The organism is Microcoleus sp. N9_B4 (assembly GCF_036701635.1).
Lineage (GTDB): Bacteria > Cyanobacteriota > Cyanobacteriia > Cyanobacteriales > Microcoleaceae > Microcoleus.
Genome location: NZ_JAUBRC010000038.1, coordinates 43,552 through 67,448 on the forward strand (window position 1 = coordinate 43,552; position 23,897 = coordinate 67,448).

Below are 23,897 nucleotides of genomic sequence, written 5' to 3' on the forward strand. Positions count from 1 at the left end.
ATTATTTTTTTTAAATTAACCGCAGAGAACGCAGAGAACACAGAGTGAAGAAAAAAAGAAAGAAAGAAAGAATTTATTTCTTAGTCCGCGTAGGCGGACTTCGTTTGTTTAGGCGCGATTTCAATCGCCGACTAATATCGACTAACCGACTAACCAAACATTCGAGTTTCGACAAATTGTTGAACTCTGGCTAAATGATTTGACAAACTCACTAATATATTTTCAACCCTCTCAATATTTAACAATTGCACCTCTGGTGGTTCAGATTGAAAGCCTCGCGCTTGATGCTCCAATTGTGCGGCCAAATCCGACATCAGAGCAACTCCCACATTAGCCGAAGTTCCCTTGAGACGGTGTGCTTGATATTCCACAGCTTGCCAATCTTTAGCTTCTACGGCTATTTTGGCAGCAGCTACATCAGCTTGCGCGCCTGCCACAAAAGCTTGCAAAAGTCGCTCTGGCAATTTAATATTAACTCGTTTGAGTTGCTCCAATCTGCTCTTGTCGAACAGTCCGTCGTAGTCTCTATGTTCCCAAGTTTGAAGTGCGATCGCCCTTGGTGTCGGCCCAGCCACAACCTGCGCTTTTTCCACAACTTCTGTATAATTTGTTGCTAATTGAGATTTATTTTCCAAATTTATACTTTTAACTCCATACTTATTTTCACCCTGAACATTTAGGGCTTCATACTTTTTCAGGGCCGCCGCCAAAGCATCTAAATCTACAGGTTTGCTGAGATAATCGTCCATCCCCGCCGCCAGACACTTTTCTCGTTCCCCCGGCATAGCATGAGCAGTTAAAGCCATCACAAAAGTATGCCGATCGCTTCCTTCGATTTGTCTCAACTTTTGCGCCGTTTTGTAACCATCAAGTACCGGCATTTGACAGTCCATCAACACTAAATCATAGCTTTTTTTTGCCAGCAAATCCAGCGCTTCTTGACCGTTGACCACGCAGTCAGCTTGATAGCCTAAAACCGCCAACTGTTCGACAAGAACTTGTTGATTGATCGGGTGGTCTTCCGCAACCAAAATTTTCAGGGATGACGGCGAATTGGGAGTAATACATTGAGAATTAACTGGTGGCAACTTGCAAGTATTAGCAGCCTCCAATCTCCCAAAATCTCCTGTTCGCTTCACCGGCGCAAGCATTGCCTCAAGCAGGCGGCTAGGCCGCACCGGCTCGATCAAATATCCGTTAAAACCCCGACTGCAAAGCGATTCAGCCTTCGGCTGTTCTCGCAAAGCAGTCATGGCGATTAACGAGCCAACTGTCGAGGTCGATCGCACTTTCCTAGCAAATTCCTCCCCATCCAACTCCGGCATTTGCAAGTCCACAAGCACCACATCCCAGCTTTTTCCCCCCTCCCCTGAATTCTGAAAAATCCCGCCCTGGGCATTTTTCAACCAACTCAAAGCCTCATCAGCAGTTTCTGCCTCATCGCAGCGGGCACCCCAACTTTGAGCGAGCGATCGCACCGCTGCCCTCCTCAAAGCACTTCCAGAGACTACTAACAGCTTCTTGCCCACAAGTTCGGGTTTATTAGGCTCAACTTGCAACTGTTTTTCCAAAGGTACAGCAAACCAAAAAGTCGCACCGCTGCCTAGCAAACTACGAACTCCAATGTCGCCTCCCATCATCTCCACTAACTGCTTGGAAATAGCCAAACCCAAACCCGTACCACCGTAAGGTCTAGTAGGAGAATCGTCTACCTGAGAAAAAGATTGGAACAGCTTTGTTTGCCCTTCTGCCGAAATTCCAATGCCAGTATCCCGCACCGAAAATAGCAATCTTGCCCCTTGTCTACCCTCTGCCAGTCGGTTGCCCTGTTTCACCGTTACGTGAATTAGAACTTGACCGCTATCGGTAAATTTTATGGCATTCCCCGTCAAATTAAGCAAAACTTGCTTCAATCGGCCAGAGTCGCCCACCAGCTTTCTGGGTACGGAACTGTCAACTAAAATATTCAATTCAATACCTTTTTCTTCTGCCAAATGCGCTACGATTTCTATCACCGACTCAACACAGCTATCCAAATCAAAATTAGCCTTTTCCAGCCGCATTTCTCCAGCTTCAATCTTAGAGAAATCGAGAATATCATTAATAACGTTCAGCAAATGTTCAGCACTGCGGTAAATAGTCTGAGCACAGTCCCGCTGTTTCTGTTCCAGAGGAGCGCGCAGCAGCAATTGAGCCATTGCTAAAACCCCATTCATCGGAGTGCGAATTTCGTGACTCATGTTCGCCAAGAATTGTGACTTCACCCGGCTAGCTTCTAAGGCAGTTTCCCGCGCTTCTACCAACTCATTAATCTTGTCGGCAACCATCACAATTCCCCCTACTTTACCGTCGGGATTGTACCAAGGGTGAGCGGCCCAGCGCAGGTAAATAACAGAGCCGTCTGCTCGTTCCCAAGCATCTTCGCTCACAGAAACTACCTCACCTCTGAGCACTTCTTGATACATTACTTTCCAGCGATTCGGGGTATCTGGAAACAATTCGTAATGACTGAGATTAGTCAGCGACTGCCACTCAAAATTAAATTGAGTCAGCCATTTGTGCGAGTTAGCTAAATAGCGCATTTCCGTATCGAACATCGCCATTGCTACAGGCACGCAAGTAATAATTTGTCTCAGTTGCTGCCGTTCCCTTTCCACAGCATTTTCCGCCTGTTTCCGCTCAGTAATGTCGCTAATCATGCCGGCCATTCGCAGTGCTTTTCCTTGGGCATTCCGCTGAGCTTTTCCCTGAGAAGTGCAGTAGCGGTAAACACCGTTCGAGTGTAGTAGCCGAAATTCTACATTATAGTTTATTTCTTGTTCCAAGTGAGCGGCGATCGCCGCGATAATTCCCTCCTTGTCATCGGGGTGCAGGCGGTTGTATAGAGCTTCCATACTCCTGCCAAATTGCTTTCGCGACAAACCAATAATTTCCAAAAGGCGATCGTTCCAATAAACCTCATTTTTACTTAAATCCCAATCCCAAATTCCGTCGTTTACTCCCTCTAAAACTAACCTATATCGTTCTTCGCTTTCCTTGAGTTTTTGACTGGTATGAAACGCCTGAAATTCGGCGCGGTAAACGCGCATCGCATTGGACAAACTGCGAGACAAACTTTCGGGAGAAAGCTTGTTTTTAGCGATATAATCAGAAGCTCCTGCCTTCATCAATTCCACAGCAATTTGTTCGTCGCCTTGACCGGTGAGTACAATTAAGGGAACCTTCAGCCCAGCTTCTCGTAGATCTTTTACCAAACTCAGTCCGTCTCCGTCCGGCAATCCGTAGTCTAGGAATACACAGTCAAATTTGCACTCAAATATTTGATTTAATAGCAGCCCATTTTCTGTCTCCTCAACCTCGTTTAGAGGTTGAGATTTATTTTGTTTGGAGAGTTTCGCAGTAGCCTGCGTAGAATTTTTGCTCACCGAGAGTTTGGCCAGCGCATCCGCGCAGTCTTCTGCTTCAGTAACTCCTGCGGAAACACCAGCGGACTTGAGCGAACGTTTGATCGCCATTCGATCGACTGCATCGTCATCAACTATCAGAATTGTGAGAATTTTGTCCATAAAAACCGAATTGTGGATTACTCCGAAAAAGCTGCTGTCTGGAAAAAGGAATTAAAATAACTGCATCGCAGAAAAATCACCAAGCTACATTAAAAAATAAATTTTTTATTGAATTTTCCTTACTTTAGGGAATTTCGCTCAGCATCCAGTATCTGTTTAGGGTAGCCATCACTTCCACAAAGTTAGAAAAAGTAACAGGTTTAAGAATATAGCCCGCTACATTCAAATTATAAGCTTTTACTTTATCTCTATCTTCATTAGAAGTTGTGAGGACGATTACCGGAATCGACCTCAAACATTCATCCTGTCGCAATTCTTGCAAAAACTCGATCCCGCTCATTCTCGGCATATTCAAGTCCAGCAAAATCAACCGGCGCGCTTGAGGCATTGGAGGATCAATTTTTCCTTCTCCACGCAATATAGCTAGAGCTTCTAATCCATTGGCAGCAATGTAGAGGGGGTTGACGATGTTATTTTTTTTGAAAGCTCGCCGGACGTTCATCACATCAACCTCATCATCTTCTACCAAGAGAATATGAATTTTTTTGTCTTGCATAAATCAGCCATTTTATAGATGTTTTTTAAGCGCCCGTCTCGTTGGCGAGGTTTAGTCAGGACGGATCGCGAACCCAGCAGGTTTAATCTCTATTGTCCTTTGTCAAGAATCATTTATGCCGGGGTCGATGACGGTATCTACCTACAGGTGTACTCGCCCGTCAGAGAATGAGCGGTGCAGCGGAGATCCAAAAACTCGCCAATAACACCCGATCGAGCTACGGTAAAATCTAAAACTCATCTACATTATTAATCGCCATGTCAGCCGATCGCAAACTCTACGAAGGCAAAGCCAAAATCCTCTACTCCACCGAAGACAGCGAAATTTTGCTGACCCACTTCAAAGACGACGCCACAGCCTTTAACGCCCAGAAACGCGGCAGCATCGTCGGCAAAGGCGAAATCAACTGCGCCGTATCCGCCCACCTGTTTCGGATGCTAGAAGCCAAAGGCATTCCCACCCACTTCATCGACACGCCAGCCCCCAACCAAATGCGAGTCTGTCGCGTCCAAATCTTGCCCTTGGAAGTCGTAGTCAGAAACATTGCCGCCGGCAGTCTTTGCAAGCAAACCGGACTCGCCCTCGGCACAATAGTCAATCCGCCGCTGGTGGAGTTTTATTACAAAAACGACGATTTGGGAGACCCGCTGCTGACCCGCGACAGGCTGCTGCTAATGCAGCTAGCCACCCCCGAACAAGTAGACCAACTAGAAACCGCCGCCCGCGAAATTAACGAAATACTCAAAGAATTTTTCAGCCAGTGCGGCATCACGCTGGTAGACTTCAAACTAGAATTCGGTATCGACCAACATCAAAATCTGATCCTCGCCGACGAAATCAGTCCCGACACCTGCCGCCTCTGGGACAACGCAGAAACCGACCCCGACGCCCGCGTGATGGACAAAGACCGATTCCGCCGCGACTTGGGATCGGTGGAAACCGCTTACCAGCAAGTTCTCCAGCGGGTTCTAGCTCAGAAACTCTAGAGGCCTTAACAATGCGGTACAATTGCACAGTTTGTCACGGACATTTAGCACTCAGCAGTCAACAGTTAGCAGTCAGCGGCAAATTCAACCGACTCAATAACTAATGACTAATGACTAATGACTAATGACTGATGACTGATGACTAATGTGGTGTGTGGATTGCCCAAAAAAGTGAACAAAAATGCGTTTATCTGCTGTATTGGTGGCAGTTTTTACTGCCTCAGCAACATTCGGGTTATCAAATTCTGCAAACGGCCAAACATCCTACTCTGAATCAGCAGAGGAAGCTTTGGCTGCCGCCCGGCCCGCCCCGTCGATCGAATTACCCGATCGCCCCATTCCCGAATTAACCCAAAATCCTCCTCAAAAGCGCAAAGCCGCTAAAACCAGCAAAGCCGAAGCCCTAAAAATAGCTGCGGCCCCTGCCAGAGGAGAAAACGACCGCGAACCCCCAAGGCTAGTCACAGACCCGCCCTCCCCGGTTTCCCCTGCCAGCTTTCAACTCAAACCCGAGCTAGCATCCAACCCCGCCTCCGCCTCTAGCAGCCAAAACGCCCTGCCAGACGCCCAACAGGACAGCTCGCTCCCCCCCGATGAATCGGCTGTAACGCCCGCCTGGATCGCAGCAGAGCTAGGGAAACCAGAGGTATCAGGGGCGATCGCTCAAAACGCCCAAGTTCCGACAATACCGGCCCCGACGAGACCGCCCGCTAACACGGTTCCCCAATTGCCCCCTGGCCCAGCACCGCAGCCTAGACAAACCCCTGCACCCGCTGGGGCGGCCGAACCGCAAGTGCTAGTTGCAGAAGTTACCGTCACCGGGGCGACGGAAGACTTGGAAACCGAAATTTACCGAGTCATCAGCACCCAACCGGGACGCACGACCAACCGCAGCCAACTGCAACAAGACATCAACGCCATTTTTGCCACGGGCTTTTTCAGAAACGTGCGGGCAGTACCGGAAGACACCCCGTTGGGCGTCCGGGTGACTTTTATTGTGCAGCCAAATCCGGTGTTGCGGGGAGTGACAATCACCGGTCAGCAAGTGCTGCCCCAAAGCGTAATTGACGAAAGCTTCCGCGATCAATACGGCAAAATTCTCAACCTCCGCCGCTTTGAAGAGGGAGTGAAAAAAATTAATGCGTGGTATCAAGACAACGGCTATGTTTTGGGCCAAATCACTGATGCCCCGCAAGTAGCAGACGACGGCACTGTCACCCTGGTAGTGGCAGAAGGCCAGATCGAATCCGTTGATGTTCGCTTCCTGAACAAGGAGGGAGAGGCAACAGATGCCACGGGTCAGCCGATCGGAGGCAACACCCGTCAGTTTGTCATCACCCGCGAAGTAGAACTCAAGCCCGGAGACATCTTTAACCGCACCAAGGCGGAAAGGGATTTGAGACGGGTGTTTGGTTTGGGAATTTTTGAAGACGTGCGACTTGCCTTGGAACCGGGAACGACTGACCCCCGCAAGGCAAGGGTAATTGTCAACGTCATTGAGAAAAATACCGGTTCTCTGGCGGCAGGTGCGGGTTTGAGTTCCGCGACGGGTTTGTTCGGTACGCTGAGTTACCAGCAGCAAAACTTCAGAGGTAGGAACCAAAAGTTGGGCGCGGAGGTGCAAATCGGGGAACGCCAAAATCTGTTTGACCTGAGTTTTACAGATCCCTGGATTGCGGGCGATCCTTACCGGACTTCTTATACGATTAATGCGTTTAGAAGACGATCGATCAGCGTGATTTTTGACGGCGGCGAACGGGAAGTCAGATTGCCCAACGAGGATCGACCCCGCATCAATCGCACCGGGGCCGGCATCAATTTCACCCGTCCCCTGTCGCGCAATCCTTTTGCCGATCCTGAGTGGACTGCTTCAGTCGGCTTACAGTACCAGCGAGTCTCAATTACCGATCGCAAAGGCAGGCGCGAATCCGAGGACGAACTCGGCAACCAGTTGAGTTTTAGCGATTCGGGTTCGGATGACTTGACAACTTTGCAAGCAGGTGTTGTACGCGATCGGCGCAACGACCCTCTCCGCCCCACTAGCGGTTCCCTGCTCAGATTTGGGATGGAACAATCGATTCCTGTAGGTTCCGGCAGCATCCTCTTAAACCGCCTGCGGGCAAGCTACAGCTTGTATCTACCAGTCAAGTACACTAACTTTACCCCCGGCCCTCAAACCCTGGCATTCAGTTTTAGAGGCGGCACCGTATTCGGAGATTTGCCTCCCTACGAAGCCTTTGCCTTGGGCGGCGCCAACTCGGTGCGCGGGTACGCCGAAGGCGACCTGGGAGCAGGCCGCAGCTTCCTAGAAGCCAGCGTTGAGTACCGTTTCCCGATTATTTCGTTTATCGGCGGAGCGCTATTTTTGGATGCTGGCACTGACTTGGGCACTGGCAAAGATGTCCCGGGCGACCCGGCCGGTATTCGCGAAAAGCCGGGTAGCGGTTACGGTTACGGCCTCGGCGTGCGGATTCAATCTCCTTTAGGGCCGATCCGGATCGATTACGGTATCAACGACACTGGCGACAATCAAATTCACTTTGGAATTGGTGAGCGATTCTAAGTTGGCAGTTGGCAGTTGGCAGTTGGCAGTTGGCAGTTGGCAGTTGACAGTTGACAGTTGACAGTTGACAGTTGACAGTTGGCAGTTGGCAGTTGACAGTTGACAGTTGACAGTTGACAGTTGACTACTAACTACTGACTACTGACTACTAACTACTAACTACTGACTAATGACTAATGACTATTCAACGTACCTTAAAATCTGAATTTGAACTGTCGGGAATCGGTTTGCACAGCGGCGAACAAACTCGCGTCCGAGTTTTGCCTGCTGCGGTTGGGGAAGGCCGCTATTTTGTCAGAATTGACTTGCCTGGTGCTCCGAGAATTCCTGCAAAAATTGAGGCGGTTTGCCAGACTGCACTTTCAACTGAACTGGCAGGTATCGATGCTGAAATTCGCACTGTAGAGCATCTATTAGCCGCTTTGGCTGGGATGGGAGCGGATAATGCTCGAATTGAGGTTGATGGGCCGGAAGTGCCTCTGCTGGACGGTTCGGCTCTGGTTTGGGTAGAGGCGATCGCCCATACCGGCTTAGTTCCTCAAGAATCGAAGCAAGACTCCACTGCCTCCTTCGTCCTAGAACAGCCAATTTGGGTGCGCCACGGGGATGCTTTTGCAGCGGCTTTACCCTCAGCCGAAACTCGATTTAGTTACGGAATTGATTTTGAGGAACAGGCGATCGGCAATCAATGGTACAGTTGGTCGCCAGAGGCAGAAAGTTTTGCTAGCGCGATCGCCCCAGCCCGCACTTTTGGACTTGCCCGCCAAGTTGACCAATTGCGACAAGCAGGTTTGATCAAAGGTGGTACCCTAGAAAACGCCCTAGTTTGCGATCGATCCGGCTGGCTCAACCCGCCTTTGAGATTTGCCAACGAACCAGTGCGCCATAAAATCCTAGACCTAGCAGGCGACCTCAGTCTGCTCGGAACTTGGCCAAAAGCTCACTACTTGGCTTACAAAGCCAGTCACAACCTGCACGTCCAACTCGCCCAAGCCCTGAAATCGGAAGCTCTAGCTACCCTAGATAAAAGTTAGGAAAAAACAGGTGATTTTCTGTTAAGATTGCATCTTCCTTCTTCCTTCTGCCTTCTGCAATACTACCCTCAAAAGTCTTCAAGCAATGTCTACGCTGACTGAAGTTAACACCCTAAATACTGCTAATTCTGAATCCGTCCCCACCAACAACGGCGAGGATTCTCCAGCGGTTAAATCTACTTTTACTCTCGAAGAAGTTCAGAAATTATTGCCTCATCGCTATCCTTTTGCACTGGTTGACAAGATTGTTGATTACGTGCCCTCCGAGAAGGCTGTAGGAATTAAAAATGTGACTTTCAACGAACCGCATTTTCAAGGGCATTTCCCCGGACGGCCGATTATGCCTGGAGTATTAATTGTCGAAGCGATGGCTCAAGTTGGCGGTATTGTTCTGGCTCAGTTGCCCGACATCAAGCAAGGATTGTGGATGTTTACCGGAATTGATCAAGTCAAGTTCCGTCGTCAGGTTGTACCGGGCGATCAGTTGCTGATGACTGTAGAATTGCTGTGGGTAAAACGCCGCCGCTTCGCAAAAATGCAGGCTCTGGCTGAAGTAGACGGACAAAAAGTTTGTGAGGGAGAATTGATGTTTTCAATGGTAGATTAAATTGGTGATTGGGCATTGGGCATTGGGCAAACAGGGCATTGGGCATTGGGCATTGGGCATTGCAACAGCCAACAGCCAACAGTCAACAGACAACGGACAACAGCCAACAGACAACTGACAACTGAAAAATGCTTACTTTGATTCACCCAACTGCTGTGATTCATCCCCGCGCCGAACTGCATCCGACTGTAGAAGTGGGAGCTTATGCTGTAATTGGGGAAAGAGTGAAAATCGGGCCGGATACTAAGATTGGCGCCCATGCAATTATCGATGGGCTAACAGAAATAGGCGCTCGCAATCAAATTTTCCCCGGTGCGGCGATTGGTTTGGAACCTCAAGATTTGAAATACGAGGGTTCTCTGACTAGGGTGAAAATTGGCGACAACAATCTCATTCGGGAATATGTGACAATCAACCGCGCTACTGGAGCGGGGGAAAGCACGACTATTGGCAATGATAATCTATTGATGGCGTATGTTCATGTGGGACACAATTGCGCGATCGCCGATCGAGTAATTATCGCCAATGCTGTAGCCTTAGCCGGACACGTTAAAATCGAGTCTCAAGCCCGCTTGAGCGGTGTTTTGGGGGTTCACCAGTTTGTCCACATCGGCCGCTTGTCTATGGTGGGCGGCTTGAGCAGGATCGATCGAGACGTACCTCCTTATATGCTAGTCGAGGGGAATCCTTCGAGAGTGCGAGCAATCAACAAAATAGGCCTCGAACGCGCCGGTTTTACCCCAGAAGATTTGCTAGTTTTGAAGAAAACTTTTCGTATTCTATACCATTCTGGCTACACTCTAAATCAAGCTTTGGAACAGTTGGATTTGTTGCCAGAAAACCCCCACTTGCAGCACCTGCAGAGATTTGTGCAGCAGTCTATAACCAAAGGGCGGCGCGGTTTGATTCCTGGAAAAAAGTGAATCAGGTAGAATAAACCTATGAACTAAGCGACTGTTGCCCTATGAATGTATATACTTCAGTCAAATCTACATCCCCTGAAACAGAACCAGATGGCTGCATCAGGTTCTCAGATGTTAGTTGGGAGCAATTTGAAGCTATAGAAGCAGCTTTTAAAGATTTCAGAGGTGTGAAATTTTTCTATCTCGATCGACTACTGCAAATTATGACTGTCTCGCCCGAACACGAAATCATCAAGAAAACTCTCTGTATGCTGCTAGAGGCATATATGAGAGCAAATGGGATTCGATTTTACGGCAAGGGCGCCCCGACTCTGGGTAACAGAGAATTAGGCGGTAGAAAAGAGCCGGATGATTCCTATGATATAGGAACGCCAAAAATAGTCTCAGATATTGCTATTGAAGTGGTAATTACCAGTGGTGGGATAAATACTCTAGAGTTCTACAAAAGATTGGGCGTTCGGGAAGTCTGGTTTTGGCAAAATAGTCAGTTATCTCTCTATTACTTAACAGGTGAAAATTATCAGGAGATGGCCAGGAGTGCATTCCTTCCCGATCTGGACTTAGAATTACTGCTACGCTGTGCTAATATGCCAGATCAATATGATGCTGTTACCGAGTTATTAGCAAACATCTCACCTGTATAAAGTCCGAATATGAAAATTTTTATCAGCACTGGTGAGGTTTCGGGCGATTTGCAAGGAGCTTTGTTAGTTGCAGCCTTAAAACGTTACGCTGTCGCCGCTGGTTTGGAGTTAGAAATAACCGGATTGGGCGGCCCTCGTATGGCGGAAGCGGGTGCTACTATTTTAGGCGATACTTTGGGCATTGGTTCTATGGGTCTTATAGAATCAGTGCCCTACATTTGGCCCACAATCAAAGTTCAGCAAAAAGCTAAACAATATCTCAAAAAGTTCCGCCCGGATGCTGTTGTATTGATTGATTATTTGACTCCTAATCTCGGTATTGGCAGCTACATCCGCCGCTGTTTGCCTGATTTGCCGGTGGTTTGGTACATCGCACCTCAAGAATGGGTTTGGTCGATTTCTCCTCGCAATACTGATCTGATTGTCAATATTTGCGACCAACTTTTGGCAATTTTCCCAGAGGAAGCTTGTTATTATCAAAAAAAAGGAGCTCAAGTGAGTTGGGTTGGTCATCCTTTGGTGGATAGAATGCAATCTGCGCCCAGCCGGGAAGTTGCCCGCAAAACTTTGGGAATTGTGCCGGAACAGGTGTCGATCGCCCTAATTCCCGCTTCCAGACACCAAGAACTCAAGTACCTGATGCCGGTTATATTTGAAGCCGCTCAAATTATTCAAGCTAAATTGCCGGAAGTTCATTTCTGGATTCCGCTTGCTAACAAAGCTTTCCGCAGCAAAATCGAACAGGCGATCGAGAATTACGGTTTGAGGGCTACTCTGTTAGAAAATCAAACTCTGGAAATATTAGCCGCTGCCGATCTGGCGATTACTAAATCTGGTACTGTTAATCTGGAGTTGGCTTTGCTGGATGTTCCGCAAGTTGTCCTCTATCGCGTCAGTCCAATTACGGCTTGGATTTTTCGCCACGTCCTGAAATTTTCGATCCCTTTTATGTCTCCGCCCAATTTGGTACAAATGAAGCCGATCGTCCCGGAGTTGCTGCAAGACGAGGCGACTGCGGAAAATATAGTGAATCACGCACTGGAATTACTGCAAAATGCCGATCGACGCCAGCAAACTTTGGCAGGTTATCGGGAAATGCGCGAAAGTCTCGGAGATGTGGGTGTGTGCGATCGGGCTGCTGCGGAAATAATGAAAAATGTCAAATTAAATACAGCTTCTTAAAGCAATTTTGGTATTTAAAAGTTATGTATAAACCTGGTTTATTTGTGGATGGCTCCTTGACAAACCCACGATTTATTACCAGAAACGCGGTTGATTTCCTGAATTTCTATTAAAGCAACTTTGTTATTGAAATGTTATGCCAAGCAATCGGAAAAAGCGACCGATCGCTGTTGATTTATTTGCAGGCGCGGGCGGCATGACCCTGGGCTTTGAACAAGCAGGTTTTGATGTACTTGCCTCAGTCGAAATTGACCCTATTCACTGCGCCACACACGAGTTTAATTTCCCGCTGTGCTCTATTCTGTGCAAAGATGTTACAGCACTTAAGGGTTCAGAAATTCGGAAAAAATCGGCGATCGGGCGGCGCGAGATAGACGTAGTAATCAGCGGTTCGCCCTGTCAAGGATTCTCCATGATGGGCAAGCGCGATGTGGACGACCCGCGAAATTCTCTAATTTTTCACTTTCAGCGCTTAGTTTTGGAGCTAAAACCCAAGTTCTTTGTAATGGAAAATGTGCCGGGAATTGCATCAGGAGAACACAAAGAACTCCTGAATGTTTTAATTAGCTCTTTTCTGAAACGTGGCTATAAAGTAGAAGAAAATTATCAAGTTCTCAACGCTGTTAACTATGGAGTGCCGCAAGCTCGCAAACGATTGTTTTTGATTGGGTGCAAAGAAGGTTATGAGCTACCCAAGTACCCTCAGCAAACTACTATACTGCCGAAAATTAAAATTCCTAAACGTTATAAAAAAATTAATTTGCCTGCTGTTCCGACAGTTTGGGATGCAATTGGAGATTTGCCGGAGGTGGAAAAGTACAGCGAGTTGCTACACAGAGATTGGGTGATGGCGGAGTACGGAAAGTGCAGCACTTATGGGAGTGTAATGCGCGGAATTGATGCTTTGGATGATGATTATTCCTACGATCGCGAGTACGATCGACAAATCCTATCTTGTAGTTTGCGAACTAAACATTCTCAGGAATGTATAGAAAGGTTTCAGGCGGCCAAACACGGCGAAAAAGAGCCGATCAGCCGTTTTTACAAGCTTCACCCTGACGGAGTTTGCAACACTCTCAGGGCGGGAACCGACAGGGCGAGGGGGGCTTATACTTCGCCGAGACCGATTCACCCGATCGCCCCTCGGTGCATTACAGTCAGAGAAGCTGCGCGACTGCATTCCTATCCTGACTGGTTTAGATTTCACGTCACAAAATGGCACGGTTTTCGCCAAGTCGGAAATTCTGTACCGCCGCTACTGGCGAAAGCTGTAGCAGCGCAGATTATTAGCGCTTTGGGCGTGACAGCCATTAAACCGAGTCTCAAGCTGACATGGGGAGATGATTCGTTGCTTAAACTCAATTGGTCGGAAGCAGAACAATATTATCTAAAAAGTTAAGAATTAGATTGACAGCGTATATCCAGGGCTATCCCCAATTAAGCGCGGGTTTAGCGTCCCCTGTATCAGTGATCACACTTCGATGACCCGCACGAGATGTCCCCGGTAGTTAAACAAACCGGGAATGTATTCCGGCGCGCTGTGAAGTTTTTTCAAGGTAAAAGTGGGAACTATTTCGACTACTGGCCTGCAATCCAAGGCGTAGCGTCCTATACATAAAATAGCCCAATCAACATCTGGATATCAGAGGAGATTTGAGATGGTGAAAGTCTGCCGGAAAACATTGTGAGAAATTTCACTGAGTTTTGCAACAATTACCAAGAAATTGGGTCTAAAGCCCCGTCATAAGCTTGACGGCTTTAATTAATTATCAACTTGTGTTAAGTGTTTTCTTGAACTTTCTTGCATTGTGTTCATTGTAGAGTACAATAACTATACTACAGGTAGAATAACCGCCGATACACATGAGACACCACGCTCAAACGCCTGGTCGGAAAACAATAATGGTTAGTGGGTGGCGAAAACCACGAAAAACATAGCTGGGCTAACTAATGTAAGCCAAAATCAGAGACTAAACTTTTTATTTCTCAAATGTACTGTGGGGCACACAGAAACAAGAGAAGCAATTCTCGAAAGCTTGGGGAGACAAACCCTCGCTCGGCTATCTAAATTAAGCTCGATATTTGGTTCTTTTGAACGGATACCTGGTTTAAACACTGCCGCAAGGATAGATAGTTTTAAGGTATGTCGCAGAACCAAGAATCCCCTCGCCTTCAGGCAGGGGAGTGTCAAAAGTCTTTTGGACTTCTAGAGCTATTGTGTAAAAAGTGTATTTTCAGGAGACTCAACTACTATGGGTTGGTTTAAAAGACTGTTCGGACTCGAAAAGCCTGCACCCCAGGCTGAACCGATGGCACAAGTAGTACAGCAAGCAGCACAAGCGCAATCCATCGCTCCTGCTAAAGTCGGCCCAGACGGAAATTTTGACGAAAGTGGCTTAGCGAAGCGGGTTGCTTTAGCTTTTGACGCCGATGCAGAAGTTGCTGATATCGAGACTGTTTATGTAGCTCAGCTCAGCAGCACGGTTGTTCTCAAAGGTCAAGTTCCCAGTCAGGAAATTCTCGACAAGTTGGTGGCGATCGCCTCTGCTGAAGAAGGTGCCACAAACGTGCAAACCGATCAGGTGACAGTCGGCTAGTTATTCGGAACCGAAGTAGTTTCGCTCCGGGTGCTGCTCGAAGCAGTCAAAAACTCGATTAATACCATTTTTCTAAAGATGTGCTATGGATGAAGTCTTAGCCCCCCCTTAATAAGGGGGGGTTGGGGGGGTAATATCTAGCGCTACTTTATGAAATTGGTATAAACCCGCTGCGGCGGGTTTTTTCTTGCCGTCTCCCCCTCAAAATATTAATTTTTGTAAATAAAACGGATTCATTTCAAAAAACAGTATAATTGAATACAGAAACTAAAAAAGTTTTAGCGAAGAAAATCAACCCTGACCTGACTGCCCTTTTTATCTCGATAAATATAAGGATCAAAAAATTATGAAACTCACTTATCGCGGTTCAAACTACGAGTACGACATTCCGACAGTAGATATGGTCGAAGGCGAAGTCGCGGGCAAATATCGGGGTCAAAACTGGAACTATCGGTATCCGAGACACATTCCCAACCCCAGAAAATACGGCGGCCCAAACTATACCAAAAAGCGAGATGCTCAAGCTGGCGATCGGGATGTCGCAGCAGCTAGCGCCTCAACGAGGGGGGAATATTACCCAACAGTTGTGGAAGTGGCGCAAGTGCACCAGGCGAATATTTGCACTATTCTCGATCGTAGAAAGGAAGCAGCCAAGGCCAAGGGCGATGAAACACTGCTGCGCTTGCTAGAAATTGAGTCGAGACAGATGGTGTGTTAGAGAAAAAGCTTCAGAAAACAAAGCGTTTGTAAAGAGGGGGGAAATCGAGTTAAGCTCAATTTCCCCCCTCTTCCCATAAAGCAATTTTTAGCTAAGTGAAGTACAAATAAACCAGTTTCTGTCACCCCTTGACACAAACAACCTGCTTCAAAGTCGCCACAACTTCCACCAAATCCGACTGCTGACTCATCACCTCATCAATCGGCTTATAAGCCCCCGGAATTTCATCTAAAAATTGCTCATCTTTCCGGCACTCAACCCCCTCAGTCTGCCGCACCAAATCATCGAGAGTGAATACATTTTTAGCTTGAGTGCGAGACATCAACCGCCCCGCACCGTGACTGCAACTACAGTAACTTTCAGCATTTCCCTTCCCTTTAACAATGAAAGACTTCGCCCCCATCGAACCCGGAATAATCCCGTAATCCTCTACATCCGCCCGCACAGCACCCTTGCGAGTAACATACACATCTTCGCCAAAATGCACCTCTTTTTCCGCGTAATTGTGGTGGCAATTCACCTCTAATAACGGCTTAACAGATTTGCCTCCCGCGACGTGCTTTTCCACAATTCGCTTAAACCGATTCATCATCACATCCCGATTAAAACGAGCATAATCTTGCGCCCACTGCAAATCGTGCCAGTAAGCCGCAAACTCCTGCGTACCCGCTACAAAATAAGCCAAATCTTTGTCAGCCAGATTAATATCTGCCAGTTTAGCTAAATCTTTAGCAGTCTCGATGTGCTGCTGTGCGAGCAAATTTCCAATCCCGCGAGAACCGGAATGCAGCATCAGCCAAACAAAGTTTTCAGTATCAACGCAAACCTCAATAAAATGATTACCGCCACCGAGGGAACCCATTTGTTTTAAGGCTTTATTGTTTTGGTGCTGCACGCCTTGATGAAGTTCCTTAAATTCTCGCCATCCTTGCCAGTTGGTGACTGTTTTTTCTACTTCCTTGTTTTCCGCAAATCCCACGGGAATTGCGGCTTCGATATCGAGGCGAATTTGTTTGAGTTTACCTTCTAATTTTTCAGCCTTGAATGGCATTTTAATCGCAGCCATCCCGCAACCCAGATCAACCCCCACAGCAGCCGGAATAATCGCTTCTTTTGTGGCAATTACTGAACCGACTAAAGCACCTTTTCCTAAATGTACGTCGGGCATTAGTGCGACGTGTTTGAATACAAAGGGCAAAGATGCTACGTTTGCGGTCATCTTGGTTTCTTTTTCGCCTAGGGCGTGATTTGCCCAAGATAATACTGGTTTTGGGGCTGATATGTCTAATTTTTCGTAGGGCATTTTTGTTTAAGTTTGTTTTGCCAGTTGGGCTGTGTAGTATTATTGTAACATAAATAGTTTCGGATGTCAAACATACTAATTCTCGTAGGGTGCGTCAGTCGGGAATTTCTTTTGGGAGTCATAGAATGTTTACTGACGCACCTTACCCAATAATTATTGCCGCGTCAACTTCACATCAAATGCAGTAGCGGTATTGTTGGTAAATCCGACAGTCCGACAGGGAATGAATTCCCTGTCTCATAGCTAAAGTCCTCTGAAAGAGGACTAAAATCGATCGCACTTCCCGTCAAAATCTACAGTCGGTTTTAACCGACAGTCCGACAGGGAATGAATTCCCTGTCTCATAGCAAAAGTCCTCTAAAAGAGGACTGAAATCGATCGCACTTCCCGTCAAAATCTACAGTCGGTTTTAACCGACAGTCCGACAGGGAATGAATTCCCTGTCTCATAGCAAAAGTCCTCTAAAAGAGGACTGAAATCGATCGCACTTCCCGTCAAAATCTACAGTCGGTTTTAACCGACTTTCGCTATGAGGCAGGGGTTTCAACCCCTGTCGGATTGTGGGAAAGCGAGTGAAAAGCTAACACGGCACAAGAAGCGTTTTGTATTGAAAATCCTTAAGAAATGCCTAAAGATTGAATGAATAATTTACTGTAGGGTGCGGATTGTTGTACCTTCGCCAGCGAACCAAACAGCTCTTTTCCCCCGAAGATAACTAATGTCTTCTGTTTAGAGTCAGGTTTTTGACTCGGCAGTTGTGAGTGAACGGAAAGAATCCTATCTGAATCAAATCGATAAAAACAGTCCAAGTCGCTGCAAAGCCCTTCTTCAACATCCTTGAGATTAGGGTAAAGTTCTTCAGAAGGACGGGGTTCATGACCGCTTAAAATCAGTTCATCTGATATCTCCATTTTTTTAAGATCGATTAAATACATTCTTCCTTGAACCGTGTCAATTAGAAGGCGATCGTCTGATAGGTAGCACATAGAGTACCTAAACCAGTCATCCGAATCAGGACAAGGGCATTCGCATATTCCAAGTAGATTGCAGTCAGGAAAACTGAATCGGCTGATTTGTCGATCGTAATTATTTATAACCACAAATTCGCCACCAGCAGGATGAAATTCTGGAGGCGCTGTGTCATAGAGACAGGGAACCTCCACGGCATGAATTCTCGTACCATCATCATAAAGCCAGTAGATTTGCTGTCCGTGCTGACCGGCAGCAGCATAAAGAGCTAAAATGTGATTTTCTGGGTGCGGGTGAAACGAGAAAGAACTGCCGGCGCCAAGAGGGTCTTTGAGCAAAAGTTGTCGCTGGATTTGCCACGAACTGGTATCGCGAATTTGAATCTCGACTTGCTTCATTTCAATTAATTTCATGCACCAAAAACGCACGCCGTCTGCATCAAACCAGCAGTGCTGAAATCCATTCTTGTTATGCAAATGTGAAACCTCAACAGGAGGGTTAGGTAGCTGTTCTTCAAAAACTAGCTGGTTTTCTGCTGTCACAATTGCTAAGTGATTGCCATTTGCCATAATTGCGGCCAGCAAATCGCCTTTTGGACTGATGGCTAAACAGCTAATTTCGTCGGGAAGCTGGTATTCGTATTTTGGCGACAAGTTGCGATCGACTAAAGTGACTTTTTTGCGATCGCCACTGACAATCGTCGCCCACTCGGAATTAATGGGTTGATTTATGTATGAGAACGACCAGTCAATTTGTTTTTCATGTTTTGGTAAAATTAGCATAAAGATATTTCAGCGTAAATAAGCTCTATTTTAACTGAAATCTTGCAGCATTTATCGTAGGGTGCGTCAGTCTGAAATTGCTTTTGGGAGTCATAGAATGTTTACTGACGCACCTTACCGACTAATTATCGGCGCGTCAACTTCACATCAAATGCAGTACCGATATTGCTTGTAAATCCGACAGTCCGACAGGGAATTAATTCCCTGTCTCATAGCGAAAGTCCTCTAAAAGAGGACTGAAATAGATCGTATTTTTCCTCAAAATCTACAGTCGGTTTTTAACCGACTTTCGCTATGAGGCGGGGGTTTAAACTCCTGCCGGATTGCGGGAAAGTGCGTATTTGCTGACGCTACATTTTACAAATTCGCATTCTTTCTCCCCGCCTTCTGCACAGGAATAGCGACCACCTGCGGTTTCTTATTCCCTGCAAACATCCCGAAGAAATCGTGCAGCAAAATATAGAAACACGGAATAATAAACAGCGTCAGCAGCGTCGCCAGCGACAAACCGGAAAACACCACCACACCCAAAGGTTGCAAGAATTCCGAACCGTCTCCAATGCCCAAAGCTAGGGGGAATAAACCCAAAACTGTGGTAATAGTTGTCATCAAAATCGGACGCAAGCGCTGAGGTGCCGCCCTGAGAATTGCTGTGGCGCGATCGACCTTTTCATCTTCCAGAATTTGGTTCGCCAACTCCACCATAATAATCGCATTATTTACCACAATTCCCACCAGCAAAATCGCCCCCACAATCACCGTTGCGCCGATCGCAGTTTTAGTCGCATACAACCCGAAAATCCCCCCAGCCAAAGCCAGCGGCACCGTTAACATAATCACCAGCGGATCGACAAGCGAATTGTACTGCACCGCCATCACCACAAATACCAAAAACGCCGCCAAAGATCCCAAAACAATCAGCGAACTTTGCAATTCCCGGTTAGTTTCCGCCGCCGAACTAGGTATCACTCGCACTCCCGGCGGCAATTTGATTTCCGACAAAACTGTATCCACTTGTTTCAAAGCATCGCCCAAGCTTGCGCCCTTATTAACATTCCCAGCAATCATGAAAACTTGGCGCTGGTTAAGCCTTTGAATTTCCCCAGGCGCTTTTCCCAGTTCAATATTCGCCACATCGCTCAAGCGGATAATGCTGTTATCCCTAGCAGTTAAAGGGATAAACTTTAGTGCGGAAATCGATTGAACAGCAGCGCGATCGAACTGTACCCGCACATCAACCAAACGGTTTCCCCGCTGCAATTGCGTGGGAACAGAACCTTGAATTGCTGTCTGAATCGCCTCTCCAATTTGCCTCGCATTCAACCCGTAGATTTCTGCTTGTTCCCAGTTGGGGCGAATCTGCACTTCCGTTTGCTGCGGGTCTCCATCTGGGCGAAAAGTAGCTAAATTTACCTTCTGATCCAAAGTTGCCAATATCTCGCGGCCGGCTTGCTGCAATATTTGTTCGTTTTCGCCCTGAAGCAGGACATCAACTTCCGCGCCGCGCACTGGCGAATTAGTTAAAACCAAACCCCGCACATTTTCTGGATTCAGACGCAAACGAGTATTTTTGGGCAAATCAATTTTTTTATTCAATTCTTGCGTAACTCGCTGCACAAAATCCAATGTATTGGTGCCAGGTTTCAGCGTAATGTTGCAGCCGCCGCGCAGCACATTCTCAACCGTATTGTTGCCGAACAACAGCCCGCCCACCGTCGTCAAAGTGTATTGAGTTTCTGGTTGGCTGAGGATAATTTTATCCGCTTCTGCCATGATTCTTTGGTTGGTTGCCAAATTTGTGCCGGCAGGAAACAAAGCAAACAATCTCGCTTGACCGGTATTAATTCTGGGCAATATTTCCTGGGGGATTTGACCGGCCATCAGCCAACTGCCGCCGCCCAATCCAATAATCGCTACTGCAATGATAATCAACCGCCACCGCACTATGCCAGATAAAAATTTACCGTAACCGGCGGTAGCATTGGTAAAAGCTCGATCGAATGCGCGCAGCGGCCAAAAGTTGCTCAAACCGCTGGATACCCGCAGCGCTAGCAGTCGAGAAGCCATCATAGGTACAACTGTCAATCCGACAATCAGAGAGGCGGCGACGGAAAAGCTGATGGTGAGGATTAATTCGTTGAAAAGTAAAGAAACTAAGCCGCCGATGAGCAAAAATGGCAGTACAGCAACTAAGTTAGTGATGGTGGAAGCAAATAAAGCTGATTCTAATTCTTGGCTGCTTTTTTCTGCTTGCTGCATCAACTGCTTGTTACTTAAGCGCTGACCGTTTGCACTTTTTTTATTGCTGGTTCCTTCGACAATATTCTCCAACATCACGATCGAGTTATCGACCACAATTCCCACACCCAGCGCCAAACCGCCCAAACTGAAAACGTTCAGAGATAGGCCAAAAACTCCCATCAGGATAATCGCCATTAAAGTTGCGAGGGGAATTGCTAGGACAATAATCAAAGTTTGGCGAAGGGAAGCGAGGAACAGCAATACAGATGCCCCGGCTAAAACAGCCCCGGTTAAACCCGAAAATAGGACATTGCTAATAGAATCGCGGATGAACTTAGACTCGTCGAAGGTATTGACGATAGTCGTGCCTTCGGGAATGACCCCGGATTCTTTTAATTCTTCTAGCCGCTTTTTGATGCCGTCTACAACTGAGATTGTATTCGCGTCCGGCTGCTTTTGAATGCTAATTTTTACGGCTGATTTCTGATTGAGAAATACTTTAACTCGTTCTTCTTCTGTACCGTCAATTACCTGAGCAAAATCGCGCAAAAACACTCGTTTGGGCGGATTGGAACCCGATGCTTGAAAAGAAATTGCCTGAATTTCTTTGGCGTTCTTAAATCGCCCGACGGTACGGGTTAAAGGTTCCGCTGCTTCTTGCCGCAGTCGCCCGCCGGAAGTGTCCAGGTTGCGGGATTCGAGGGCTGATAAAACGTCGGAAATACTGACACCTAAAGATTGCAAGCGATTTAAGTCAATATTTACTTGAATTTCTTCTTGCACGCCGCCGGCAACGTCAACTGCCGCTATTCCTGGAATTACGTTTAATTCTCTGGATAATTCTTCGTCGGCAAATACGCGCAAATCAACTCCTTGCAAGGAGTTGGAAGTGAGGGCAAATTCGTAAATCGGCTGCTGGGAAGGGTCAACTTTGAAGAGAGTGGGCGATTCAACTGTATCGGGAAGTCGGTTGCGGATGCGGTTGACAGCGGCGGTGGCGTCGTTGAGGGCCTGGTCGATGTTGCCCCCGGGTTTGAAGAATAAATCGACGCTGACTTGTCCTTCGCGAGTCCGCGAGAAAACTTGCATGACGCCTTCAGTTGCGGAAAGTCCTTGTTCGAGGGGGCGGGTAACTTCGTCTATTGCTACTTCTGGGGAGACGCCGGGGGCGTCTAAGCGCACGCCGATGCGGGGATAGGTGATGGAGGGCAGCAAGTCAACGGGCAGTTGGGTGATGTAAAAAAAGCCCACGATTATAATAGCAAGTGTCAGCATGAGGGTGCCGATGTGGCGACGAATGGCGGTCGCGCTAATGCTGAATCCGGGTTTGTCGGGGGTCATTTGATTTTAGATTTTAGATTTTTGAATTGAAAAGTTTACCCAGTCAGTCAGCCTGCAAAGGAATGAATCGCGGGGCTGGCGACCAAATTGTTTTCGGTCAGGCTTTATTTTGTATAGGGAGTGAGAGAATATTTACGCTCTGCACCTGACAAGTAGTATAATAAATTTTAATAAATTGTGAAAAATGTTTTTTTGAATATTCCTTTAGAGGTAGTCGATCGCCCAAAATGCAGATTGACAGAAATTGCGATCGGCTTTTTTATCGATCGAAAGCAATTGCGATTTACCGCTATCGTGGGGGCGGGTTTAGTATATTGTTGGTCTTACCCACAGATTGTTTGTAAAACCCGCCCTTACATTCTTATTCGGCGTTGCTGATTGACGGTATGAAAGGCTAAATATGCCAGTCAGAGAAACCCGTATCCACAAAGCTGGGGGATTTTCAACTAATTTTTTTCATACCCTGATTAAGCAACGCCAAATTTCTTTCTGCTGATTTACTTCCCTTCACTACCTTTCCTAAAAAAACCCGGTTTCTTCAAAAAACCGGGTTTTTCCCACTCAAACTGCGTGTGTTCGATACCAATCAATGGTATTTTTCAACCCCTCCTTAAACTTCACCTCAGCAACAAAACCAAACTTTTCCTTAGCCCTTTCCGTATCCAAACAGCGGCGCGGCTGACCGTTCGGTTTGTCTGTTTCCCAAACAATTTCTCCCTCAAATCCCATCAATTCGCAAATCGTTTCCACTAAATCGCGAATTTTAACTTCGCTATTCGTTCCCAAATTAACCGGGTCAGATTCACTGTAATCTTGCGTTGCCATCACAATTCCCCGGGCGGCATCTGTGGAATACAAAAACTCGCGGCTAGGGCTGCCGTCGCCCCAAACTGGCAGTGTTTTGTCTCCCCTTTCTTGCGCTTCGTAGACTTTGCGAATTAATGCGGGGATGACGTGGGAACTTTTCGGGTCAAAGTTATCTTCCGGGCCGTACAGATTTACTGGTAGCAAGTAGATACCGTTGAATCCGTACTGCTGGCGGTAGGATTGCAGTTGCACTAATAAAGCTTTTTTGGCAATTCCGTAAGGTGCGTTAGTTACCTCTGGATAGCCATTCCACAGGTCATCTTCTTTGAAAGGAACTGGGGTTAAATTGGGATAAGCGCAAATGGTGCCGACGCAGACAAATTTTTCGACTCCTGCTTCGTAGGCGGCGTGGATTAGTTGCGCGCCCATCATCAAATTATCGTAAAATAATTCCGCGGGTTTGAGTTGGTTTAAGCCGATGCCGCCGACGTGGGCGGCGAGGTGAATGATGATATCTTGTTGGTCGGCGGCGCGCTTGCAGTTTTCCATGACGCGAAGGTCGCAGTCGCGCGATCGAGTCACCGAAATTTTATCAGCATCGGCCCCTGCTTTCACTAGCTGGTCGATTACCTGACGGCCCAAGAAACCGGCGCCGCCCGTGACTAGAATGCTTTTGCTGCTTAAATCCAAGCTGGTCATAATTTTAGCCTCGGGATTTTGAATAAAGGTCGATCGACAATTTCAATTCTAAAATTGTTGCTTTAGCAAAAAAAGCTTTCAGCTACAGGACTAGGTTGCCCACAAATTTGTTTTAGCTGCTGCAGATAGGGACAATTTGCGCCGTGCACACCCGAAAGTTAGATTTATGAGTAGCGAGTCCTCAACTATCATTTTAATGTTTTTTTTAGCCCGCACAGCCGAAAATTTTGCGAGCCATTAAGCGGGTTCTTTGAATGCCGATCCTGTTAATAGCCCTAACAATCCTCTGATCAGTTGTGAAGTGTTTGCAGGGGCTATCCCCCGGTGCGCGCCTTTCGCCAAAGGGGTAGACACGGAACCCTACCCCTACAAATTGTTC

Annotated in this window: 17 protein-coding genes; 10 read left to right on the forward strand and 7 right to left on the reverse strand. The window is 47.1% G+C overall.

Annotation, left to right across the window (positions count from 1 at the left end; all coding sequences use genetic code 11):
• Positions 1 to 149: 149 nt before the first annotated feature.
• Positions 150 to 3,566, reverse strand: coding sequence for a response regulator (locus QUA43_RS22585; RefSeq protein WP_333376671.1), 3,417 nt, complete (start codon positions 3,564 to 3,566; stop codon positions 150 to 152).
• A gap of 124 nt (positions 3,567 to 3,690) precedes the next feature.
• Positions 3,691 to 4,122: a response regulator gene (locus QUA43_RS22590; protein ID WP_333291917.1), complete on the reverse strand. Its 432-nt coding sequence runs from the start codon at positions 4,120 to 4,122 to the stop codon at positions 3,691 to 3,693.
• 257 nt (positions 4,123 to 4,379) lie between these two features.
• Between QUA43_RS22590 and purC the strand changes: the two genes are divergently transcribed.
• The 8 genes from purC to QUA43_RS22630 all read left to right on the forward strand — a co-directional run bounded on the left by purC (position 4,380) and on the right by QUA43_RS22630 (position 13,460).
• Positions 4,380 to 5,108, forward strand: coding sequence for a phosphoribosylaminoimidazolesuccinocarboxamide synthase (gene purC / locus QUA43_RS22595; protein ID WP_333376673.1), 729 nt, complete (start codon positions 4,380 to 4,382; stop codon positions 5,106 to 5,108).
• Positions 5,109 to 5,289: 181 nt separating this feature from the next.
• Complete coding sequence (locus QUA43_RS22600) at positions 5,290 to 7,671, forward strand: BamA/TamA family outer membrane protein (protein WP_333376675.1); 2,382 nt, start codon at positions 5,290 to 5,292, stop codon at positions 7,669 to 7,671.
• Between the two features lie 176 nt (positions 7,672 to 7,847).
• Positions 7,848 to 8,705: a UDP-3-O-acyl-N-acetylglucosamine deacetylase gene (lpxC, locus tag QUA43_RS22605; RefSeq protein ID WP_333376677.1), complete on the forward strand. Its 858-nt coding sequence runs from the start codon at positions 7,848 to 7,850 to the stop codon at positions 8,703 to 8,705.
• Between the two features lie 85 nt (positions 8,706 to 8,790).
• Positions 8,791 to 9,312, forward strand: coding sequence for a 3-hydroxyacyl-ACP dehydratase FabZ (gene fabZ / locus QUA43_RS22610; RefSeq protein ID WP_333376679.1), 522 nt, complete (start codon positions 8,791 to 8,793; stop codon positions 9,310 to 9,312).
• 128 nt (positions 9,313 to 9,440) lie between these two features.
• Complete coding sequence (gene lpxA / locus QUA43_RS22615; protein WP_333376681.1) at positions 9,441 to 10,235, forward strand: acyl-ACP--UDP-N-acetylglucosamine O-acyltransferase; 795 nt, start codon at positions 9,441 to 9,443, stop codon at positions 10,233 to 10,235.
• A gap of 41 nt (positions 10,236 to 10,276) precedes the next feature.
• Positions 10,277 to 10,879, forward strand: coding sequence for a Uma2 family endonuclease (locus QUA43_RS22620; protein WP_333376683.1), 603 nt, complete (start codon positions 10,277 to 10,279; stop codon positions 10,877 to 10,879).
• A gap of 9 nt (positions 10,880 to 10,888) precedes the next feature.
• Positions 10,889 to 12,061, forward strand: coding sequence for a lipid-A-disaccharide synthase (lpxB, locus tag QUA43_RS22625; RefSeq protein ID WP_333376684.1), 1,173 nt, complete (start codon positions 10,889 to 10,891; stop codon positions 12,059 to 12,061).
• 136 nt (positions 12,062 to 12,197) lie between these two features.
• Positions 12,198 to 13,460 carry a DNA cytosine methyltransferase gene (locus QUA43_RS22630; RefSeq protein WP_333376686.1) on the forward strand — a complete coding sequence of 421 codons (1,263 nt, stop codon included), beginning with the start codon at positions 12,198 to 12,200 and terminating at the stop codon, positions 13,458 to 13,460.
• A gap of 72 nt (positions 13,461 to 13,532) precedes the next feature.
• Here the strand turns inward: QUA43_RS22630 and QUA43_RS30940 are convergent, their stop codons facing one another.
• On the reverse strand, positions 13,533 to 13,658 hold the full coding sequence (locus tag QUA43_RS30940) for a hypothetical protein (protein ID WP_333086225.1): 126 nt from the start codon (positions 13,656 to 13,658) through the stop codon (positions 13,533 to 13,535).
• Between the two features lie 655 nt (positions 13,659 to 14,313).
• Here QUA43_RS30940 and QUA43_RS22635 point away from each other — a divergent pair.
• Positions 14,314 to 14,658: a BON domain-containing protein gene (locus QUA43_RS22635; protein WP_333082559.1), complete on the forward strand. Its 345-nt coding sequence runs from the start codon at positions 14,314 to 14,316 to the stop codon at positions 14,656 to 14,658.
• A 346-nt stretch (positions 14,659 to 15,004) separates the two neighbouring features.
• Positions 15,005 to 15,376, forward strand: a complete 372-nt coding sequence (locus QUA43_RS22640; protein ID WP_333376688.1) for a DUF4278 domain-containing protein — start codon at positions 15,005 to 15,007, stop codon at positions 15,374 to 15,376.
• A 121-nt stretch (positions 15,377 to 15,497) separates the two neighbouring features.
• Here the strand turns inward: QUA43_RS22640 and QUA43_RS22645 are convergent, their stop codons facing one another.
• The 4 genes from QUA43_RS22645 to QUA43_RS22660 all read right to left on the reverse strand — a co-directional run bounded on the left by QUA43_RS22645 (position 15,498) and on the right by QUA43_RS22660 (position 23,518).
• Entirely contained in the window at positions 15,498 to 16,679 is a 1,182-nt protein-coding gene (locus QUA43_RS22645) for an RtcB family protein (protein WP_333376690.1), read from the reverse strand.
• Positions 16,680 to 17,296: 617 nt separating this feature from the next.
• Positions 17,297 to 18,430, reverse strand: coding sequence for a hypothetical protein (locus QUA43_RS22650; RefSeq protein ID WP_333376691.1), 1,134 nt, complete (start codon positions 18,428 to 18,430; stop codon positions 17,297 to 17,299).
• Positions 18,431 to 18,787: 357 nt separating this feature from the next.
• On the reverse strand, positions 18,788 to 22,012 hold the full coding sequence (locus tag QUA43_RS22655; RefSeq protein ID WP_333376693.1) for an efflux RND transporter permease subunit: 3,225 nt from the start codon (positions 22,010 to 22,012) through the stop codon (positions 18,788 to 18,790).
• Between the two features lie 561 nt (positions 22,013 to 22,573).
• On the reverse strand, positions 22,574 to 23,518 hold the full coding sequence (locus tag QUA43_RS22660) for a GDP-L-fucose synthase (RefSeq protein ID WP_333376694.1): 945 nt from the start codon (positions 23,516 to 23,518) through the stop codon (positions 22,574 to 22,576).
• Between the last annotated feature and the right edge of the window lie 379 nt (positions 23,519 to 23,897).